The sequence below is a fragment of the Streptomyces sp. NPDC058758 genome (assembly GCF_042746075.1).
Lineage (GTDB): Bacteria > Actinomycetota > Actinomycetes > Streptomycetales > Streptomycetaceae > Streptomyces.
Window position 1 is genome coordinate 1 of record NZ_JBHYPS010000074.1, and the last position, 16,686, is coordinate 16,686.

15 protein-coding genes are annotated in these 16,686 nt (G+C 70.8%); 3 read left to right on the forward strand and 12 right to left on the reverse strand.

Going from position 1 to position 16,686, the window contains the following annotated elements; translation table 11 throughout:
• Positions 1-105 precede the first annotated feature (105 nt).
• From prcA to arc, 5 genes are all read right to left on the reverse strand, one after another.
• Positions 106-858: a proteasome subunit alpha gene (gene prcA, locus ACFW6A_RS38445; protein WP_031013981.1), complete on the reverse strand. Its 753-nt coding sequence runs from the start codon at positions 856-858 to the stop codon at positions 106-108.
• 46 nt (positions 859-904) lie between these two features.
• The gene (gene prcB / locus ACFW6A_RS38450; RefSeq protein WP_351856863.1) at positions 905-1,744 is read right to left on the reverse strand and encodes a proteasome subunit beta; all 840 of its coding nucleotides are present in this window, start codon (positions 1,742-1,744) and stop codon (positions 905-907) included.
• A 160-nt stretch (positions 1,745-1,904) separates the two neighbouring features.
• Positions 1,905-2,117, reverse strand: coding sequence for a ubiquitin-like protein Pup (locus ACFW6A_RS38455; RefSeq protein ID WP_043230691.1), 213 nt, complete (start codon positions 2,115-2,117; stop codon positions 1,905-1,907).
• Positions 2,118-2,283: 166 nt separating this feature from the next.
• A complete protein-coding gene (gene dop / locus ACFW6A_RS38460; RefSeq protein WP_351856861.1) occupies positions 2,284-3,795 on the reverse strand; it encodes a depupylase/deamidase Dop in 1,512 nt (503 codons plus the stop codon).
• Between the two features lie 181 nt (positions 3,796-3,976).
• Positions 3,977-5,743, reverse strand: coding sequence for a proteasome ATPase (gene arc, locus ACFW6A_RS38465; protein ID WP_351856859.1), 1,767 nt, complete (start codon positions 5,741-5,743; stop codon positions 3,977-3,979).
• 241 nt (positions 5,744-5,984) lie between these two features.
• Between arc and ACFW6A_RS38470 the strand changes: the two genes are divergently transcribed.
• Positions 5,985-6,296 (forward strand): ferredoxin, encoded by a 312-nt coding sequence (locus ACFW6A_RS38470; RefSeq protein ID WP_351856857.1) that lies wholly within the window; start codon positions 5,985-5,987, stop codon positions 6,294-6,296.
• Between the two features lie 3 nt (positions 6,297-6,299).
• Here ACFW6A_RS38470 and ACFW6A_RS38475 read toward each other — a convergent pair whose 3' ends face one another.
• The 3 genes from ACFW6A_RS38475 to ACFW6A_RS38485 all read right to left on the reverse strand — a co-directional run bounded on the left by ACFW6A_RS38475 (position 6,300) and on the right by ACFW6A_RS38485 (position 9,122).
• Complete coding sequence (locus ACFW6A_RS38475; RefSeq protein WP_351856855.1) at positions 6,300-6,893, reverse strand: hypothetical protein; 594 nt, start codon at positions 6,891-6,893, stop codon at positions 6,300-6,302.
• Between the two features lie 189 nt (positions 6,894-7,082).
• Positions 7,083-7,970, reverse strand: a complete 888-nt coding sequence (locus tag ACFW6A_RS38480) for a tRNA (adenine-N1)-methyltransferase (protein WP_031013975.1) — start codon at positions 7,968-7,970, stop codon at positions 7,083-7,085.
• 18 nt (positions 7,971-7,988) lie between these two features.
• Positions 7,989-9,122 (reverse strand): site-2 protease family protein, encoded by a 1,134-nt coding sequence (locus ACFW6A_RS38485; RefSeq protein ID WP_351856865.1) that lies wholly within the window; start codon positions 9,120-9,122, stop codon positions 7,989-7,991.
• A 177-nt stretch (positions 9,123-9,299) separates the two neighbouring features.
• Between ACFW6A_RS38485 and ACFW6A_RS38490 the strand changes: the two genes are divergently transcribed.
• Positions 9,300-10,202: a RecB family exonuclease gene (locus ACFW6A_RS38490; RefSeq protein ID WP_351856854.1), complete on the forward strand. Its 903-nt coding sequence runs from the start codon at positions 9,300-9,302 to the stop codon at positions 10,200-10,202.
• Positions 10,203-10,212: 10 nt separating this feature from the next.
• On the forward strand, positions 10,213-10,890 hold the full coding sequence (locus tag ACFW6A_RS38495; protein ID WP_351856852.1) for a response regulator transcription factor: 678 nt from the start codon (positions 10,213-10,215) through the stop codon (positions 10,888-10,890).
• Between the two features lie 74 nt (positions 10,891-10,964).
• Here ACFW6A_RS38495 and ACFW6A_RS38500 read toward each other — a convergent pair whose 3' ends face one another.
• The 4 genes from ACFW6A_RS38500 to ACFW6A_RS38515 form a co-directional block, all read right to left on the reverse strand.
• Complete coding sequence (locus ACFW6A_RS38500; protein ID WP_386485409.1) at positions 10,965-12,539, reverse strand: ABC transporter substrate-binding protein; 1,575 nt, start codon at positions 12,537-12,539, stop codon at positions 10,965-10,967.
• Positions 12,540-12,606: 67 nt separating this feature from the next.
• Positions 12,607-14,199: an ABC transporter substrate-binding protein gene (locus ACFW6A_RS38505; RefSeq protein ID WP_386646519.1), complete on the reverse strand. Its 1,593-nt coding sequence runs from the start codon at positions 14,197-14,199 to the stop codon at positions 12,607-12,609.
• A gap of 526 nt (positions 14,200-14,725) precedes the next feature.
• Entirely contained in the window at positions 14,726-15,457 is a 732-nt protein-coding gene (locus tag ACFW6A_RS38510; RefSeq protein WP_351852691.1) for an HAD family phosphatase, read from the reverse strand.
• A gap of 203 nt (positions 15,458-15,660) precedes the next feature.
• The coding region (locus tag ACFW6A_RS38515; protein ID WP_386646521.1) for a vitamin B12 dependent-methionine synthase activation domain-containing protein at positions 15,661-16,686 on the reverse strand (1,026 nt) is incomplete at its 5' end.

A 16,686-nucleotide genomic window follows, 5' to 3' on the forward strand; every position in this document is an offset into this window, starting at 1 on the left:
GGCCGGGGGGCTCCCCCCGGGCGCCCCCCCCCCCCCCGGCCCCCGCCTCGGGGGGGCGGCGCCCCCCCCCCCGGGGACCGGGCCCCTCCGCGCGTTCCGGCTCGTCTACTCCTCGGAGGCCTCGTCGGAGGGCTCGTCGGTCTTCGCCAGGGCCGCGTTGTCCGCCTCCAGGAGGCGGACCAGCTGGCGGCCGACGATCCGCTTGAACTTCCGCTGCTGCGGACGCGTCCGGTCCAGGACCGCCACCTCCAGGCGCTCCGCGGGGATCTCCCGCTCGGTGCCGTTGGTGTCGCGCGAGAGCGCCTGCACGGCCAGCTTCAGGGCCTCCGCGAGGGACATCCCGTCCCGGTGCCGCTGGTCGAGGAAGGAGCTGATCTGCTCCGCGTTGCCGCCCACCGCGACCGAGCCGTGCTCGTCCACGATGGAGCCGTCGTGCGGCAGCCGGTAGATCTGGTCCCCGGCCGGCTCGGTGCCGACCTCCGCGACGACCAGCTCCACCTCGTACGGCTTCTCGCCGGCGCTGGAGAAGATGGTGCCCAGCGTCTGCGCGTAGACGTTGGCCAGGCCGCGCGCGGTCACGTCGTCCCGGTCGTAGGTGTAGCCGCGCAGGTCGGCGTAGCGGACGCCGCCGATGCGCAGGTTCTCGTACTCGTTGTACTTGCCGGCGGCGGCGAAGCCGATCCGGTCGTAGATCTCGCTGAACTTGTGCAGGGCGCGGGACGGGTTCTCGCCGACGAAGACGATGCCGTCGGCGTACTGGAGGACCACGAGGCTGCGGCCGCGCGCGATGCCCTTGCGGGCGTACTCCGCGCGGTCGGCCATGGCCTGCTGGGGGGAGACGTAGAACGGTGTCGACACCGGCGCTCGTCCCTTTCTTCTGGGCTGTGAGGGGGCGACGTACGGGTCAGAGCAGGGCGGCGCGCGGTCCGTCCGGCTGTTCCAGACGCCGCTCGGTGACGGAGCGGGCCAGCTCGGAGGACTCCGCGTCGGTGAGCCTGCGGAAGCCCTCGTCGGTGATGACGGTGACGATCGGGAAGATCCGGCGGGCCAGGTCCGGGCCACCGGTCGCGGAGTCGTCGTCCGCCGCGTCGTACAGCGCCTGCACGACCAGGGTGGTCGCCTGCTGCTCGGTGAGGTCCTCGCGGTACAGCTTCTTCATGGAGCCGCGGGCGAAGATCGAGCCCGAGCCGGTGGCGGCGTACCCGTGCTCCTCGGAACGGCCGCCGGTCACGTCGTAGGAGAAGATCCGGCCCTTCTCCCGGCCCTCGTCCCAGCCCGCGAAGAGCGGCACGACGGCGAGGCCCTGCATGGCCATGCCGAGGTTGCCGCGGATCATGGTGGAGAGACGGTTCGCCTTGCCCTCCAGGGAGAGCGTGGCGCCTTCCACCTTCTCGAAGTGCTCCAGCTCCAGCTGGAAGAGCTTGACCATCTCGACGGCGAGGCCGGCGGTGCCGGCGATGCCGACCGCGGAGTACTCGTCCGCCGGGAACACCTTCTCGATGTCCCGCTGCGCGATCATGTTGCCCATGGTGGCGCGCCGGTCACCGGCGAGCACGACGCCCCCGGGGAACGTGGCCGCCACGATGGTCGTGCCGTGCGGTGCCTCGACGATCCCGTCCGGCAGCTTCCGGTTGCCCGGGAGCAGCTCCGGCGAGTGGTCGGCGAGGAAGTCCATGAACGAGGAGGAGCCCGGCGTCAGGAAGGCCGCCGGCAGACGCCCGATGCTACGAGGGTTGGCTTCCACGCGATTCCTTCCGGGTGGGTGAGAAGGGCCCGCCCCTGACACGCGCGGGCCGATCTTGATTGCTGTGTACGGACCTTACCCGTGCGAGGGCCTGTCATCCGTCCCCGGGCCCACGGCTTCTTCCGGGGCTCCGGGGACGGGGAACGACAGGGGGAGGCGGCTACTCGCCGCCCTTCTGCACGAAGGACCGCACGAACTCCTCGGCATTCTCCTCGAGCACGTCGTCGATCTCGTCGAGGACCGAGTCCACGTCCTCGCTCAGCTTCTCCTGGCGCTCCTTGAGGTCGGAGTTCGCCTCCGTGGTGGTCTCCTCGACCTCCTCCGTGGAACGCGTCGCCTTCTGCTGTCCGCCGCCGGTGTCCTTGGTCGCCATTTCCTCACCCCGCTCGAATCGGAATGCCCGGACTGGTGCTGCTGGTCCTGCAAGATCAGACCCTACAAGTCGGGGCTGACATCGGCTCCCGCATTTCCGCAACGTCCGGGCACTGCTTCCATGATTCCCAGGGCCCGGGCATTTCAGGCCCCGTTCAGGTCTCGAATCAGTTGCCGGAGAGGACCCTGACGAGTTCCTCCGCCGTGCGGCAGCGGTCCAGGAGGGCCGCCACATGGGCCTTGGTGCCGCGCAGCGGCTCCAGGGTCGGTACGCGCTGGAGCGAGTCGCGGCCCGGCAGGTCGAAGATGACCGAGTCCCAGGACGCGGCGGCGACGTCGTCGGCGTACTGCTCCAGGCAGCGGCCCCGGAAGTAGGCCCTGGTGTCCTCGGGGGGCGCCGTCTCGGCCCGTTCCACCTCGGCCTCGTCCAGGAGCCGCTTCATGCGGCCGCGGGCCGCCAGACGGTTGTACAGGCCCTTGTCGGGCCGCACGTCCGCGTACTGGAGGTCCACCAGGTGCAGCCGGGGCGCGTCCCACTCCAGGCCGTCGCGGCGCCGGTAGCCCTCCATGAGCTCCCGCTTGGCGATCCAGTCCAGCTCGCCGGCGAGGCTCATCGGGTCGTTCTCGAGGCGGTTGAGGGTGTCCTCCCACCGGGTGAGGACGTCCTTGGTCTGCTCGTCGGCGTCGGAGCCGTACCGCTCGTCCACGTACTTCCTGGCCAGCTCGAAGTACTCCATCTGGAGCTGGACGGCGGTGAGTGTCCGGCCGCTGCGCAGCGTGACGAGGTACTGGAGGGACGGGTCGTGGGAGACGTGGTGGAGGGTGCGGACGGGCTGGTCGACGGCGAGGTCGACGGTGATGAAGCCGTCCTCGATCATGGAGAGGACCAGCGCCGTGGTGCCGAGCTTGAGGTAGGTGGAGATCTCGGAGAGGTTGGCGTCCCCGATGATCACGTGCAGCCGGCGGTACTTCTCGGCGTCGGCGTGCGGCTCGTCGCGGGTGTTGATGATGGGGCGCTTGAGGGTGGTCTCCAGCCCGACCTCGACCTCGAAGTAGTCGGCGCGCTGGCTGATCTGGAAGCCGTTCTCGCGCCCGTCCTGGCCGATGCCGACGCGTCCGGCGCCGGTGACGACCTGCCGGGAGACGAAGAAGGGCGTCAGGTGGCGCACGATGTCCGAGAAGGGGGTCTCCCGCTTCATCAGGTAGTTCTCGTGCGTGCCGTAGGAGGCGCCCTTGTTGTCGGTGTTGTTCTTGTAGAGGTGGATCGGCTGGGCGCCGGGGAGCTGGGCGGCGCGCTCGGCCGCCTCGGCCATGATCCGCTCGCCGGCCTTGTCCCAGAGGACGGCGTCGCGCGGGTTGGTGACCTCGGGGGCGCTGTACTCGGGGTGGGCGTGGTCCACGTAGAGCCGGGCGCCGTTGGTGAGGATCACGTTGGCGAGGCCGATGTCCTCGTCGGTGAGCTGGCTGGAGTCGGCGACCTCGCGGGCGAGGTCGAAGCCGCGGGCGTCCCGCAGCGGGTTCTCCTCCTCGAAGTCCCAGCGGGCGCGGCGCGCCCGGTGCATCGCCGCGGCGTAGGCGTTGACGATCTGGGACGAGGTGAGCATGGCATTGGCGTTCGGGTGTCCCGGGACGGAGATCCCGTACTCCGTCTCGATGCCCATTACTCGCCGTACGGTCATGCGGCCCTCCTTGCCCGGCGGCGCTCAGTGCGCGACTCGGCGGTACCGAAGAGCCTAGAGCGGCTCCGCGCTGGTGGGGAGATCGTTTGCGGTTTTTCCCGGCGTGGCCGGAATTTCTTCCTCTGTGAATGCGACGGCTGCGGATGCCCGGTTTCCGGACATCCGCAGCCGGTGTGCGCCTTTACAGGTACTGACCGGTGTTGGCCACCGTGTCGATGGAGCGCCCGGTGTCCGCGCCCTGCTTTCCGGTGACGAGGGTGCGGATGAAGACGATCCGCTCGCCCTTCTTTCCGGAGATGCGGGCCCAGTCGTCGGGGTTGGTGGTGTTGGGCAGGTCCTCGTTCTCCTTGAACTCGTCCACGCACGCCTGGAGGAGGTGGGAGATGCGGATGCCCTTCTGGTTGTGGTCGAGGAAGGCCTTGATGGCCATCTTCTTGGCCCGGTCGACGATGTTCTGGATCATCGCGCCGGAGTTGAAGTCCTTGAAGTACAGGACTTCCTTGTCACCGTTGGCGTACGTGACTTCGAGGAAGCGGTTCTCCTCGGATTCGGCGTACATCTGCTCGACGACGGACTGGATCATTCCGTGGGCGGCGGCGGCCTTGGAGCCGCTGTGCTCGGAGATGTCGTCCGCGTGGAGCGGGAGGTTGGCGGTGAGGTACTTCGCGAAGATGTCCTTCGCCGCCTCGGCGTCCGGGCGCTCGATCTTGATCTTGACGTCGAGCCGGCCGGGCCTCAGGATCGCGGGGTCGATCATGTCCTCGCGGTTGGAGGCGCCGATCACGATGACGTTCTCCAGGCCCTCGACGCCGTCGATCTCGGCGAGCAGCTGGGGGACGATGGTGTTCTCCACGTCCGAGCTGACGCCGGATCCGCGGGTGCGGAAGAGCGACTCCATCTCGTCGAAGAAGACGATGACGGGGGTGCCTTCGCTGGCCTTCTCGCGGGCCCGCTGGAAGACCAGGCGGATGTGCCGCTCGGTCTCGCCGACGTACTTGTTGAGGAGCTCGGGGCCCTTGATGTTGAGGAAGTAGGACTTCCCCGCGGGCTGACCGGTGACCTCGGCGACCTTCTTGGCCAGGGAGTTGGCGACGGCCTTGGCGATGAGGGTCTTGCCGCAGCCGGGCGGCCCGTAGAGCAGGATGCCCTTGGGCGGCCGCAGTTCGTGCTCCTTGAACAGGTCGGGGTAGAGGTACGGGAGCTCGACCGCGTCGCGGATCAGCTCGATCTGGTTGCCCAGGCCGCCGATCTTCTCGTAGTCGACGTCCGGGACCTCTTCGAGGACGAGCTCCTCGACCTCGCTCTTGGGCACGACCTCGTAGACGTAGCCGGACCTGGAGTCGAAGAGCAGGGCGTCGCCGGCGCGGATGGTGACGTCCAGCAGAGGCTCGGCGAGCCTCACCACCCGCTCCTCGTCGGTGTGCCCCACCACCAGGGCGCGCTCGCCGTCCTCGAGGATCTCCTTGAGGGTGACGATGTCCCCGGCGCGCTCGAACTCCATGGCCTCGACCACGTTGAGCGCCTCGTTGAGCATGACTTCCTGGCCGCGCCGGAGCTCGTCGAGCTCGACGCTGGGACTCACGTTCACCCGGAGCTTGCGGCCCCCGGTGAAGATGTCGCACGTGCCGTCCTCGTTGGCCTGCAGGAAGACACCGAAGCCGGCCGGCGGCTGTGCGAGCCGGTCGACCTCCTCCTTGAGGGCCACGATCTGGTCGCGGGCCTCACGGAGCGTGTTCGCCAGCCTTTCGTTCTGCGCGGACACGCCGGCCAGGTTCGTCTGCAGCTCGACGATCCGCTCTTCGAGAATCCTCGTGTGTCGCGGAGAGTCGGCGAGCTTGCGGCGCAGGACGGCGATTTCCTGCTCGAGATAGGCAACCTGGCCGGCGGGGTCTTCAGACCCCCGCCCCGGCCGGATGCCGCGGTTGATGTCGTCGTCGTGGGCTGCCACGGTCCTCACCTCCTCCAAGGGGAGCTGGACGCATCCTGACCCTACCTGCGTGGGTGATGATTGAAACCCCTAGATCAAAAAGACTCCGGGGCGTGTCCGATCTTCACCCTTGCGCTTCCCCTCTCGCCAGGGGAATACCCACCCTTCACGCTCTGAAAGCGGGCAGTTGTATCGTCGTGAGGGTTCAACACCCGCGGGTCGCGGCCTCAATTGTCCGCGCCGAGCAGAAACGGCAGAAGAGATGAGCGTGCAGCACGAGTCGCCGGCCGACGGGGCCGAGGAGGCCCTGGAGGTCTGGATCGACCAGGACCTGTGCACCGGGGACGGGATCTGCGCGCAGTACGCTCCCGAGGTCTTCGAACTGGACATCGACGGGCTCGCGTATGTGAAGAGCGCCGACGACGAGCTGCTGCAGGAGGCGGGGGCGACGACCCCGGTGCCGCTGCCGCTGCTGCAGGACGTGGTGGACTCCGCGAAGGAGTGCCCGGGCGACTGCATCCACGTGCGGCGGGTCCGGGACCGCGTCGAGGTGTACGGCCCCGACGCGGACTGACGGTCAGACGCCGCGCGCCTCCGCGCCCGCGGAGCGGACGAAGGCGCCGCCGGTCCAGTCCCAGGCGACCTGCTCCTTCTCGTCGGGGCAGCAGCTGGGGACGTCGGGGGACGAGTAGCCGAGCAGGGTGGCGCGGACGGCTCCGTCGCGGATCGCGAGGCCGGTGACGCTGCGCTGCTCGCGGGGGTCGACGAGGGTGGCCACCACGCGCGCGGGGGCGTCGCCGCCGCGGCCGCGGGTGAGGACGTAGAGGCCGGCGGGCGGGGTTCCGGATCCGGCTTCGCAGTGTACGACCGCAACGGTCTCGGGGTTCCCGTCGCCGTCCAGGTCGCCGGTGACGCGGTGGGCGATCCGGTGGGGCGCTCCCCCGCACCGGAGGGGGTAGTCCGCCGTGTCGGCGTCGGGCGCGGCGGCCGGGCCGGGGGCCGCGGCGGCGGAAGCGGAAGCCGTGGCGGGGCCCGCTTCGGCGGCGCGGGGGGCCAGGGCGCCGGCGAGGGCGACGACCGCGGCGGTCGCGGTGGCGGTGGCCAGCCAGTGCAGCGGCCGGGCGTGGGTGTGTGCGAGGTCCACGGGGTCCGGGGCGGCGGAGGGCTGCACGCGAGACGTCTCCTGTGAGGGTCGTGGCGAGGGGTTGCGGGCATCGTGCCACACGTCACAGGGCCGCGGAACAGCCGGGGGGTGTCGAACAGGGTGCCGTACGGCGGCGGCGAACGCGGCGACGCCGCCGTCCGGTTCCCGCGGTGCGGGAGGGGCGGACGGCGGCGTCGCCGGGATCCTGTCGGGGTGTCAGCCCTTGTTGGGGCCGTCGTAGTCCTCGCCGTAGGCGCCCTTGGCGGGGCGGCGGCGGCGCATCGGGGGCTCGACGCCGTCCGCGAGGCGGCGGGCGGTGACGAGGAAGCCGGTGTGGCCGATCATGCGGTGGTCGGGGCGGACGGCCAGGCCCTCGACGTGCCAGTTGCGGATCATGGATTCCCAGGGCTGCGGCTCGGCGTAGCAGCCGATCTCGCGGATGGACTCCACGGTGCGGGCGAGCTGGGTGGTGGTGGCCACGTAGCAGCAGAGGATGCCGCCGGGGACGAGGCTCTTGGAGACGGCCTCCAGGCACTCCCAGGGGGCGAGCATGTCGAGGATGACGCGATCGACGTCGGTGTCGGTCAGGTTGTCCTGGAGGTCGCCGACGGTGAGCTGCCAGGCCGGGTGGGGGCCGCCGAAGTAGCGCTCGACGTTGCCCTTCGCGATCTCGGCGAAGTCCTCGCGGCGCTCGTAGGAGTGCAGCATGCCGCTGTCGCCGATGGCGCGGAGCAGGAAGCTGCTGAGTGAGCCGGAGCCCACGCCGGCCTCCACGACGCGCGCGCCGGGGAAGATGTCGGCGAAGGCGAGGATCTGTCCCGCGTCCTTCGGGTAGACCACGGCGGCGCCGCGGGGCATGGACAGGACGTAATCGGGGAGCAGGGGGCGCAGCGCGAGGTAGGCGACGTTTCCGGTGGTGCGGACAACGCTGCCCTCGGGTGCGCCGATCAGCTCGTCGTGCGGGAAGGAACCCTTGTGGGTGTGGAAGTTCTTTCCCTCTTCGAGCGTGAACGTGTAGTGGCGGCCCTTGGGGTCGGTCAGCTGAACCTGGTCCCCGACCTTGAAGGGCCCGCGTCGGCGGGCGGCACCGGTCGGTTCGGACATGGGAACAGAGTACCGGTGTTACTGGGACGGTCGTGCCATGGCCTTCACGAAGGCGCGCTCGACGTCGGTGGCGGCGAGGACGCCGTAGATCTCACCGGTCTCCTCGACGACGAGGTACTCGGTGGCGGGGGTGGCGCGGAGGTGGTCGAGGAGCGGCTGGCCGGTGAGTTCGGCGGGGACGCGCATGCCGGGGCTGAGGTCCTGGGCGAGGGTGCTGACGGCGACCCAGGGGCGGCGGTGCTGGGGGACGGCGGCGATGGCGGCCTCGCGGACGATGCCGGTGGGGTCGCCGGTGCCGTCGACGACGACGAGGGCGCGGGCGCCGGCCTCGTTGGCGCGGCGGAGCGCCTCGGAGAGGGGGGTGGCGGGTTCGACGGGGATGGCGCGGCGGGTGAGGGCGCGGGCGCGGAGGTCGGGGAGGTGCTCGCGGAGGCGGGCCATGCGGAGGCTGTTGCCGGCGCCGGTCCAGATGATGGCGGCCAGGATGGCGGCGAGGAGGGCGTCGGTGACGGTGGTGAAGCCGTCGATGTCGGCGGTGGAGTTGCCGAGCCAGCCGGTGCGGGTGAGGAGGGGGAGGCCGATGAGGACGGTGACGGCGAGCGCGCGGCCGACCCAGGCGGCGGCGACGGTGCCGCTCATGGGCTTGCCGGTGATCTTCCAGACGATCGCGCGGAGCATCCGGCCGCCGTCGAGGGGGAGGCCGGGGAGGAGGTTGAAGATCGCGACGATGAGGTTGGAGATCATCAGGCCGGCGAGCAGGACGCCGGGCACGGTGCCGGGCTCGACGGCGTGCATGGCGAGGTAGAAGAGGCCGGCGAGGACGAGGGAGAGGAGCGGGCCGACGAAGGCGAGGACGAATTCGCGGCCGGGGGTCTCGGACTCCTTCTCGATCTCGGAGACGCCGCCGAAGAACTGGAGCTGGATGCGCCGCACGGGGAGCTTGAAGCGGAGCGCGGCGATGGTGTGGGCGAGTTCGTGGACCAGGACGGAGGCGTAGAAGGCGACGGCGAAGAAGAGGGAGACCAGGTAGCGGGCGGCGCCGAGTTCGGGCAGGACCCGCTCGATCTGGTCGCCGAAGACCCAGGTGATGAGGGCGGCGACCAGGAACCAGCTGGGGGCGACGTAGACGGGCACGCCGAAGGGCCGTCCCATGAGGATCCCGCCGCCGGGCTCCTCGGTCCGCTGCGGCTTGGGCTCGTCCTGGTTCACGGGTTCCTCTCGTCGCCGGGGTGGCCGCGCCGGTGCGTCACGGGTCGATCATGCAGCGCGACGGGTCATGCGTCGATGGTATGCGGCTCGCTGTCGGTGGGGGGTCGTAGGGTCGGTGTCATGAGTACGAGCGAGCGGCTCCCGGAGGGGCCCCGGGCGCCCATGTCGTTGTCGCCGTCGCGGGCGAGCGACTTCATGCAGTGTCCCCTGTTGTACCGGTTCCGGGTGATCGACCGGCTGCCGGAGAAGCCGAGTGCGGCGGCGACGCGGGGGACGCTGGTGCACGCGGTGCTGGAGCGGCTCTTCGACGACCCGGCGGCGGAGCGGACGGTGCCGCGGGCGAAGGCGATGGTGCCGGGGCAGTGGGAGCGGTTGCTGGAGTCGCGGCCGGAGCTGGGCGAGCTGTTCGCGGACGATCCGTCGGGCGAGCGGCTCGGGCAGTGGCTGGCGGAGGCCGAGGCGCTGGTGGAGCGCTGGTTCACGCTGGAGGACCCGGTGCGGCTCGAGCCGGCCGAGCGCGAGCTGTTCGTGGAGACGGAGCTGGACTCGGGGCTGCGGCTGCGCGGGGTGATCGACCGGGTGGACGTCGCGCCGACGGGCGAGGTGCGGATCGTCGACTACAAGACGGGGAAGGCGCCGCGGCCGGAGTACAGCGAGGGCGCGCTGTTCCAGATGACCTTCTACGCGCTGGTGGTGTGGCGGCTGCGGGGCGTGATCCCGCGCCGGCTCCAGCTGGTCTACCTGGGCAGCGGGGACGTGCTGACGTACGACCCGGTGGAGGCGGACCTGCGGCGGGTGGAGCGGAAGCTGCTCGCGCTGTGGGACGCGATCCGGCTGGCGACGGAGACGGGCGACTGGCGGCCGCGGCCGACGAAGCTGTGCGGCTGGTGCGACCACCAGGCGGTGTGTCCGGAGTTCGGCGGGACTCCCCCGGCCTATCCGCTGGAGATCGTTTCCGCGCGCCCGGCGGAGTCGGGCGAATCGGGGCAGGGCAGAATGGGCGGCGACCGGCCCGCCTCGTGAAGGAGCCCCTGTGACGATTCGCGTCCTCCTGGTCGACGACCAGCCGCTGCTGCGCACCGGCTTCCGGATGATCCTGGAGGCGGAGCAGGACCTGGCGGTGGTGGGCGAGGCCGGTGACGGTCTGCAGGCCCTCGACCAGGTGCGGGCGCTCCAGCCCGACGTCGTCCTGATGGACATCCGGATGCCGCGGATGGACGGGGTGGAGGCGACCCGGCAGATCACCGGGCCCGGCCGGGACGGTCCGGCGAAGGTGCTGGTGCTGACCACCTTCGACCTGGACGAGTACGTGGTGGAGGCGCTGCGCGCGGGGGCCAGCGGCTTCCTGCTGAAGGACGCCCCGGCGACCGAGCTGGTGCAGGCGATCCGGGTGGTGGCGGCGGGCGAGGCGATGCTGGCCCCGTCGATCACGCGGCGGCTGCTCGACAAGTACTCGGCGCACCTGCCGACGGGCGAGGAGCAGGTGCCGGACACGCTGGGCACGCTGACCGACCGCGAGGTGGAGGTGCTGAAGCTGGTGGCCCGCGGCCTGTCGAACGCGGAGATCGCGGCGGACCTGTTCGTGAGCGAGACGACGGTGAAGACGCACGTGGGTCACGTGCTGACGAAGCTGGGCCTGCGCGACCGGGTGCAGGCGGCGGTGTACGCGTACGAGAGCGGTCTGGTGCGCCCGGGGGGCAACGGCCAGTAGGGCGGAGCGGTACGCGGAGGGGCCCGGCGCGCGGGATGCGCGCCGGGCCCCTCCGCGTACCCGGGGGACGGGGGTCAGCTCTTGCGGATCTCCCAGAAGCGGAAGACCGTCGAGGCGTCGAGGGTCCATTCGAGGCCGGTGACGCCGTCGCGGGTGACGGCGTACTGCTTGCCCTGCCAGAGCGGGAGGAGGGGGAGTTCCTCGGCGACGGCGTCCTGGATGGCGCCGAACTCCTCGTCGGTGGCGGAGCGGTCGGCGGTGGCGGCGGTGCGCGGCAGGAGGGTGCCGGTGATCGCCTTGTTCTCGTAGTGGTTCGCGAGGACGTTGCCCTCGCCGAAGAACGGGGCGGTGAAGTTGTCGGCGTCGGGGTAGTCGGGGACCCAGCCCTTGACGTAGACGCCGTACTTGCCGGCGGCGATGTCCTTCTCGTACTGCTCGAAGGGGACGGACTTCACGTCGGCGGCGAAGAGGCCGCTGGCGTTGAGCTGGGCGGCGATGGCCTTGAGCTCGGCGTCGGTGGAGGGGCCGTAGCGGCTGGGGGTGGACCAGAGGGTGAGGGCGACCTTGTCCTTGATGCCGCCGGCCCGCAGCGCCCGCTTCGCCTTGGCCTTGTCGGGGGCGCCGTAGGTGTCGAAGAAGGCGGTGTTGTGGCCGTTGATGCCGGCCGGGACGATCGAGTAGAGCGGGGTGGCGGTCGACTGGTAGACGTCCTCGACGAGGGCGTCGCGGTCGACGAGGTGGGCTATCGCCCTGCGGACGGCGAGCTTGCCGGCGACCGGGTCCTTCATGTTGAAGACGAGGTGCTGGACCTCGGCGCTGCCGCCCTGGACGACCTGGACGTCGCGGTGCTCGCTGGAGGTCTCCAGGGCGGTGATGTCGGCGGCGGAGAGGCCTCGGTAGGCGACGTCGACGTCGCCGTCGGTGAAGGCCTTGGCGAGGGCGGAGCGGTCGCCCTTGAAGAGCTTGAGGGCGATCTTGTCGTTGCGGCGCTCCGCGGTGCCCCGGTAGGCGGTGTTGGCGGAGAAGACGGCCTCGCCCTCGCCGAAGGAGTCCAGCTTGTACGGGCCGGAGCCGACGGCCTTGCCGTCGGTGCGGAGCGCGTCGGCGGGGTACTCGCGGTGGTCGACGATGGAGCCGGCGCCGGAGGCGATCTTGCTGGGGAAGGTGGCGTCCGGGACCTTGAGGCGGAAGACGACGGTCCGCTCGTCGGGGGTCTCGATGGCGTCGATGGTGGAGAGCAGCGGGGCGGGGCCGGAGGGGTCGGCGATCTTCAGGGCGCGTTCGAAGGAGAACTTGACGTCCTCGGAGGTGAGCGGGTTGCCGTTGGAGAACGTCAGGCCGGGGCGGAGCGTGCAGGTGTAGACGGTGCTGCCGTCGTCGAAGCCGCACTTGTCGGCGGCCTCGGGCTCGGGCAGGGAGCCGCCCCGGGGGAAGGCGAGGAGGGACTGGAAGACGTTGTTGAACAGCAGCCAGGAGCCGGGGTCGTAGCCGGCCGCGGGGTCGGTCGCCAGGATCTCGTCGGACATGCCGACGCGGACGGCGCCGGCGGTGTCGGAGCCCGCGCCCTGCTCGGTGCCGCAGCCGCCGAGGAGGGCGGCGGAGAGGCCCGCGGCGAGCGGGGTGGTCAGCCACTTGTGGTGCGTCTTCACAGAACTTGCCTCGTGATCTCTTGCCAGGCCGGCCGCGCGTGGCTGCGCGGCCGGTACAACGAAGGGGTCAGGCGGTGGTGCCGCGGCTCAGCTCCCAGAGCAGCAGGTCCGAAGAGGTGTTGAGGGCGTACTCGACACCGTTGATGTCGTCGCGGGCGGCGACGTACTGCTTGCCCTGCCAGAGCGGCAGGACGGGCACGTCCTGGGCGACGATCTTCTGGATCTGGTGGTAGACGGGGGTCGCGGCGGTGCGGTCGGCCTGGCGGCGGGACCGCGGGATGAGCTGGTCGCGGACGGTCTTGTTGACGTACGGGGTGCCGAGGAAGTTGTCGCTGTCGAGGAAGGGCGCGACGTAGTTGTCGGGGTCCGGGTAGTCGGGGAACCAGCCGAGGCCGTAGACGGCGTAGTCGCCGCGGCGCTGGGCGGGGCGGAACTCGGACCAGGCGGTGCCCTTGACGGTGACGTCGAAGAGTTCGCTCGCGATGAGCTGGTTCTTCAGCGTCGCGAACTCCTGGGCGGTCTCGGCACCGTAGTGGTCGGTGGTGTAGTTGAGGGTGATCCTGACCGGGGTCTTCACGCCGGCCTTGCGGAGGATGCCGGCGGCACGGGCGGGGTCGCCCTCGCCGTACTCCTCGTAGAAGGGGGTGGCGTGGCCGCTGATGCTGGAGGGGATGAGCGAGTAGAGCGGCTCGGCGGTGGGGCCGTACACGCGGTTGACGAGGGCGCCGCGGTCGATGACGGCGGCCATGGCCTGGCGGACGGCCTTCTCCTCGACGGCGGGGGCCTTGGTGTTGAAGCCGAGGTAGCGGATCTCCAGGCCGGGGACCTCGGAGACGCGGATGCCGTCGGTGGGCGTCTCGGTGAGGTCGCGGATCTGCTCCTGGGAGAGGGAGCGGGCCATCATGTCGATGTCCTTGCTCTCCAGGGCCTTGCCCATGGCGCCGGCGTCGGCGTAGGCGCGGAGTTCGACCTGCTCGTTGCGGGGCGTGATGTCGCCCTTGTAGCGGGGGTTGCGGGAGAAGACGAAGCGGGTGGCCGCGTCGCCGTCGCGCTCGGTCCTGAGGGTGTAGGGGCCGGAGCCGTCGACCTGGAAGCCCTCGCGGAGCTTGTCGGCGGCGTACTTGTCCTTGCTGAGGATGCCGGCGACGGGGGTGGAGAGCTTGTACGGGAAGGTGGCGTCGGGGGCGTTGAGGTGGAAGACGACCTCGCGGTCGCCCTTGGTCTCGACGGTGTCGACGGTCGACAGGAGGGCGGCGGCGCCGTTGTCGGACTTGATCTTCCGGACCCGGTCGATGGAGTACTTGACGTCCTCGGCGGTGACGGGGGTGCCGTCGGCGAAGGTGAGGCCGGAGCGCAGGACGCAGCGGTAGCTCTCGCTGGCGGTGTCGGTGAAGGCGCAGCTCTCGGCGGCCTCGGGCACGGGGTCGCCGCCGCCGCGGGGGACGTGGACCAGGGTCTGCACGGTCTGGCGGAGGATGTTCCACGCGCCGGTGTCGTAGGCGTAGGCCGGGTCGAGGGGGGCGGGGGCCTCCTCGGTGGCGACGAACTGGTCGGTGGTTCCGACGACGATGGCTCTGCCGTCCTCTCCCGCGCCGCAGGCGGCGAGCAGGGGGGCGAGCAGTCCGGCCACGGCCGGCAGCACCAAGGTCTTGCGGTTCATCACGGGACGTTCTCCTCAGCCGGCCTGGGGTACAGCGGTCATGACGACACTCCGCCGCCGGCCGCCCGGTCGGGGCGGGAGCGATCGGGCCGGGAAGTTGCGATCGGTCCTGTGTTCTCGGCGGCTTGGGTGTGCGCCGGTGCACGCGGTGATAGCGGCGAAGTACTCGCGAAAGATTAGTGGGCGGCGCCGCTATTGCCGGACGGGGTGGCCGGTGTGGGGTAATCGCAGGGTGATCATGAATGCGGCCGTCTCGATAGTCATGCGGCGTGCGAGGCGGACGGTCCCGAGCGAATCGGGACACAAGGGGGCGGCGGGCGTCCGCATTCCGGGCACGGGACGAGGTCAGGCCACCCCTCGGCGAGCACGCTGGGTGACCAAGGTCACGCGGTCGCAATTCGAGGGATGGCCTGAACCAATTGCACGGAAGGCGTGTGCCGGAGGGCGGGGGAAGGTGCCGGAGGGTGACCTCGCCGAATACCCGGGGTAATGCTCAGAGAAAGCTCAAATCCCGCTCACATCCCCCTCAAATCCCGCTCACGTTCCGCTCGGATTCCGCTCGGATTCCGGAGACGAGGGTCCTCAGGAACGGCACGTCGACCTCTTCGAGGGAGCGGACAACGACCCGGCCGGGCAGTGCGGGGATCGGGGCGACGGAGGGCACGGCGACCACCCGGCAGCCGGCCGCCTCGGCGGCGGCGACGCCGGTCGCGGTGTCCTCGATGACCGCGCACAGGGCGGGGTCGGCGCCTACGCCGCGCGCGGCGGTCAGATAGGGCTCCGGGTGCGGCTTGGTGCGGGTGACCTCGTCCCCGGCGACCGTGAGGTGGAAGCGGTCCCGGCCGACGGACTCCAGGACGCGGTCGATGATCCGCCGGTGGGAGGCGGAGACCAGGGCGGTAGGGATGGCGTGCCGGGCCAGTTCGGCGAGGAGCCGCTCGGCACCGGGCATCAGGGGGACGCCGCGGGCGATGCGCTGTTCGAACTTCTCGTTGAGCAGCACGGTCAGCTCGTCGAGGGTGATGTCGGCGCCGGTGGACTCGATCAGGTAGCCGGCGCTGCGGGTCATCGGCCCGCCGACCACGATGTCCCTCCACTCCTCGTCCAGCCGGTGCCCGAGGTCGGCGAAGACCTCGACCTCGGCGTCCCACCAGAAGCCCTCGGTGTCGACGAGGGTCCCGTCCATGTCGAGGAAGACCGCCTGCAGGGCGGAGCTTCCGTTGGCGCGGAACAGGGACGCGGGGACCGTACTGGTCATCCGGCACACCTCCATGGAGGGACGGAAAGGCCGGCCCCCACTCCCGGTACGGGGAGGAGGACCGGCCTGCACTGGACCGACAAGTGTACGTCCCGATCACCGCCGGCGCGGCCATTTGCGGGCCGGGGTCAGCGGAGGGTCACCGGCCGCTCACGGGGGCCCGGCCGGTGCTCAGCCGGTGCTCACCCGGCGCTCGCGGACGCTCACCGGGCGTTGAAGTACTTCGCCTCGGGGTGGTGGAGGACGATGGCGTCGGTGGACTGCTCGGGGTGGAGCTGGAACTCCTCGGAGAGGTGCACCCCGATCCGCTCCGGCCGGAGCAGTTCGGCGATCTTGGCGCGGTCCTCCAGGTCGGGGCAGGCTCCGTAGCCGAGGGAGAAGCGGGCGCCGCGGTACTTGAGGTCGAACATGTCCTCGACCTTGTCCGGGTCCTCGCCGCCGAAGCCGAGCTCGGCCCGCACGCGCGCGTGCCAGTACTCGGCGAGGGCCTCGGCCAGCTGCACGGAGAGGCCGTGCAGCTCCAGGTAGTCGCGGTAGGAGTCGGAGGCGAAGAGCTCGGCGGTGGCCTCGCCGATGCGGGAGCCGACGGTGACGACCTGGAGGCCGACCACGTCGGTCTCGCCGGACTCCTCGGGGCGGAAGAAGTCCGCGAGGCAGAGGCGGCGGCCGCGGCGCTGGCGGGGGAAGCTGAAGCGGGTCCGCTCGTTGCCCGCCTCGTCGAGGATGATCAGGTCGTCGCCCTTGGAGACGCACGGGAAGTAGCCGTGGACGACGGCGGCTTCGAGCAGGTTGTCGGTCTGCAGCCGGTCCAGCAGGCCGCGCAGCCGCGGCCGGCCCTCGGTCTCCACCAGCTCCTCGTAGGTCGGTCCGTCGCCGGTCCGGTTCTGCTTGAGGCCCCACTGGCCCTTGAAGAGGGCGCCCTCGTCGAGCCAGGAGGCGTAGTCCTTGAGCGGGATGCCCTTGACGACGCGGGTGCCCCAGAACGGCGGGGTGGGGACGGGGTTGTCGGTGGCGACGTCGGAGCGGCCGCCGGGCTCGGGCTCGTCGACCTGGAGGGCGGCGGTGCTCTTGGCGACCCGGCGCTGCTTCAGTTCGGGGAGCACGGCTCCGGGGACGCCGCGCTTGACGGCGACGAGCGCGTCCATGAGGCGCAGGCCCTCGAAGGCGTCGCGGGCGTAGCGGACCTCGCCCTGGTAGATCTCGTGGAGGTCCTGCTCGACGTAGGCCCT

Coding starts and splice junctions, on each gene's coding strand:
- ACFW6A_RS38455 (WP_043230691.1), bottom strand. CDS start 2,117: ATGGCGACCAAGGACACCGGCGGCGGACAGCAGAAGGCGACGCGTTCC.
- dop (WP_351856861.1), bottom strand. CDS start 3,795: ATGACCGTACGGCGAGTAATGGGCATCGAGACGGAGTACGGGATCTCC.
- ACFW6A_RS38470 (WP_351856857.1), top strand. CDS start 5,985: ATGAGCGTGCAGCACGAGTCGCCGGCCGACGGGGCCGAGGAGGCCCTG.
- ACFW6A_RS38480 (WP_031013975.1), bottom strand. CDS start 7,970: ATGTCCGAACCGACCGGTGCCGCCCGCCGACGCGGGCCCTTCAAGGTC.
- ACFW6A_RS38485 (WP_351856865.1), bottom strand. CDS start 9,122: ATGGGACGGCCCTTCGGCGTGCCCGTCTACGTCGCCCCCAGCTGGTTC.
- ACFW6A_RS38490 (WP_351856854.1), top strand. CDS start 9,300: ATGAGTACGAGCGAGCGGCTCCCGGAGGGGCCCCGGGCGCCCATGTCG.
- ACFW6A_RS38505 (WP_386646519.1), bottom strand. CDS start 14,199: ATGAACCGCAAGACCTTGGTGCTGCCGGCCGTGGCCGGACTGCTCGCC.
- ACFW6A_RS38510 (WP_351852691.1), bottom strand. CDS start 15,457: ATGACCAGTACGGTCCCCGCGTCCCTGTTCCGCGCCAACGGAAGCTCC.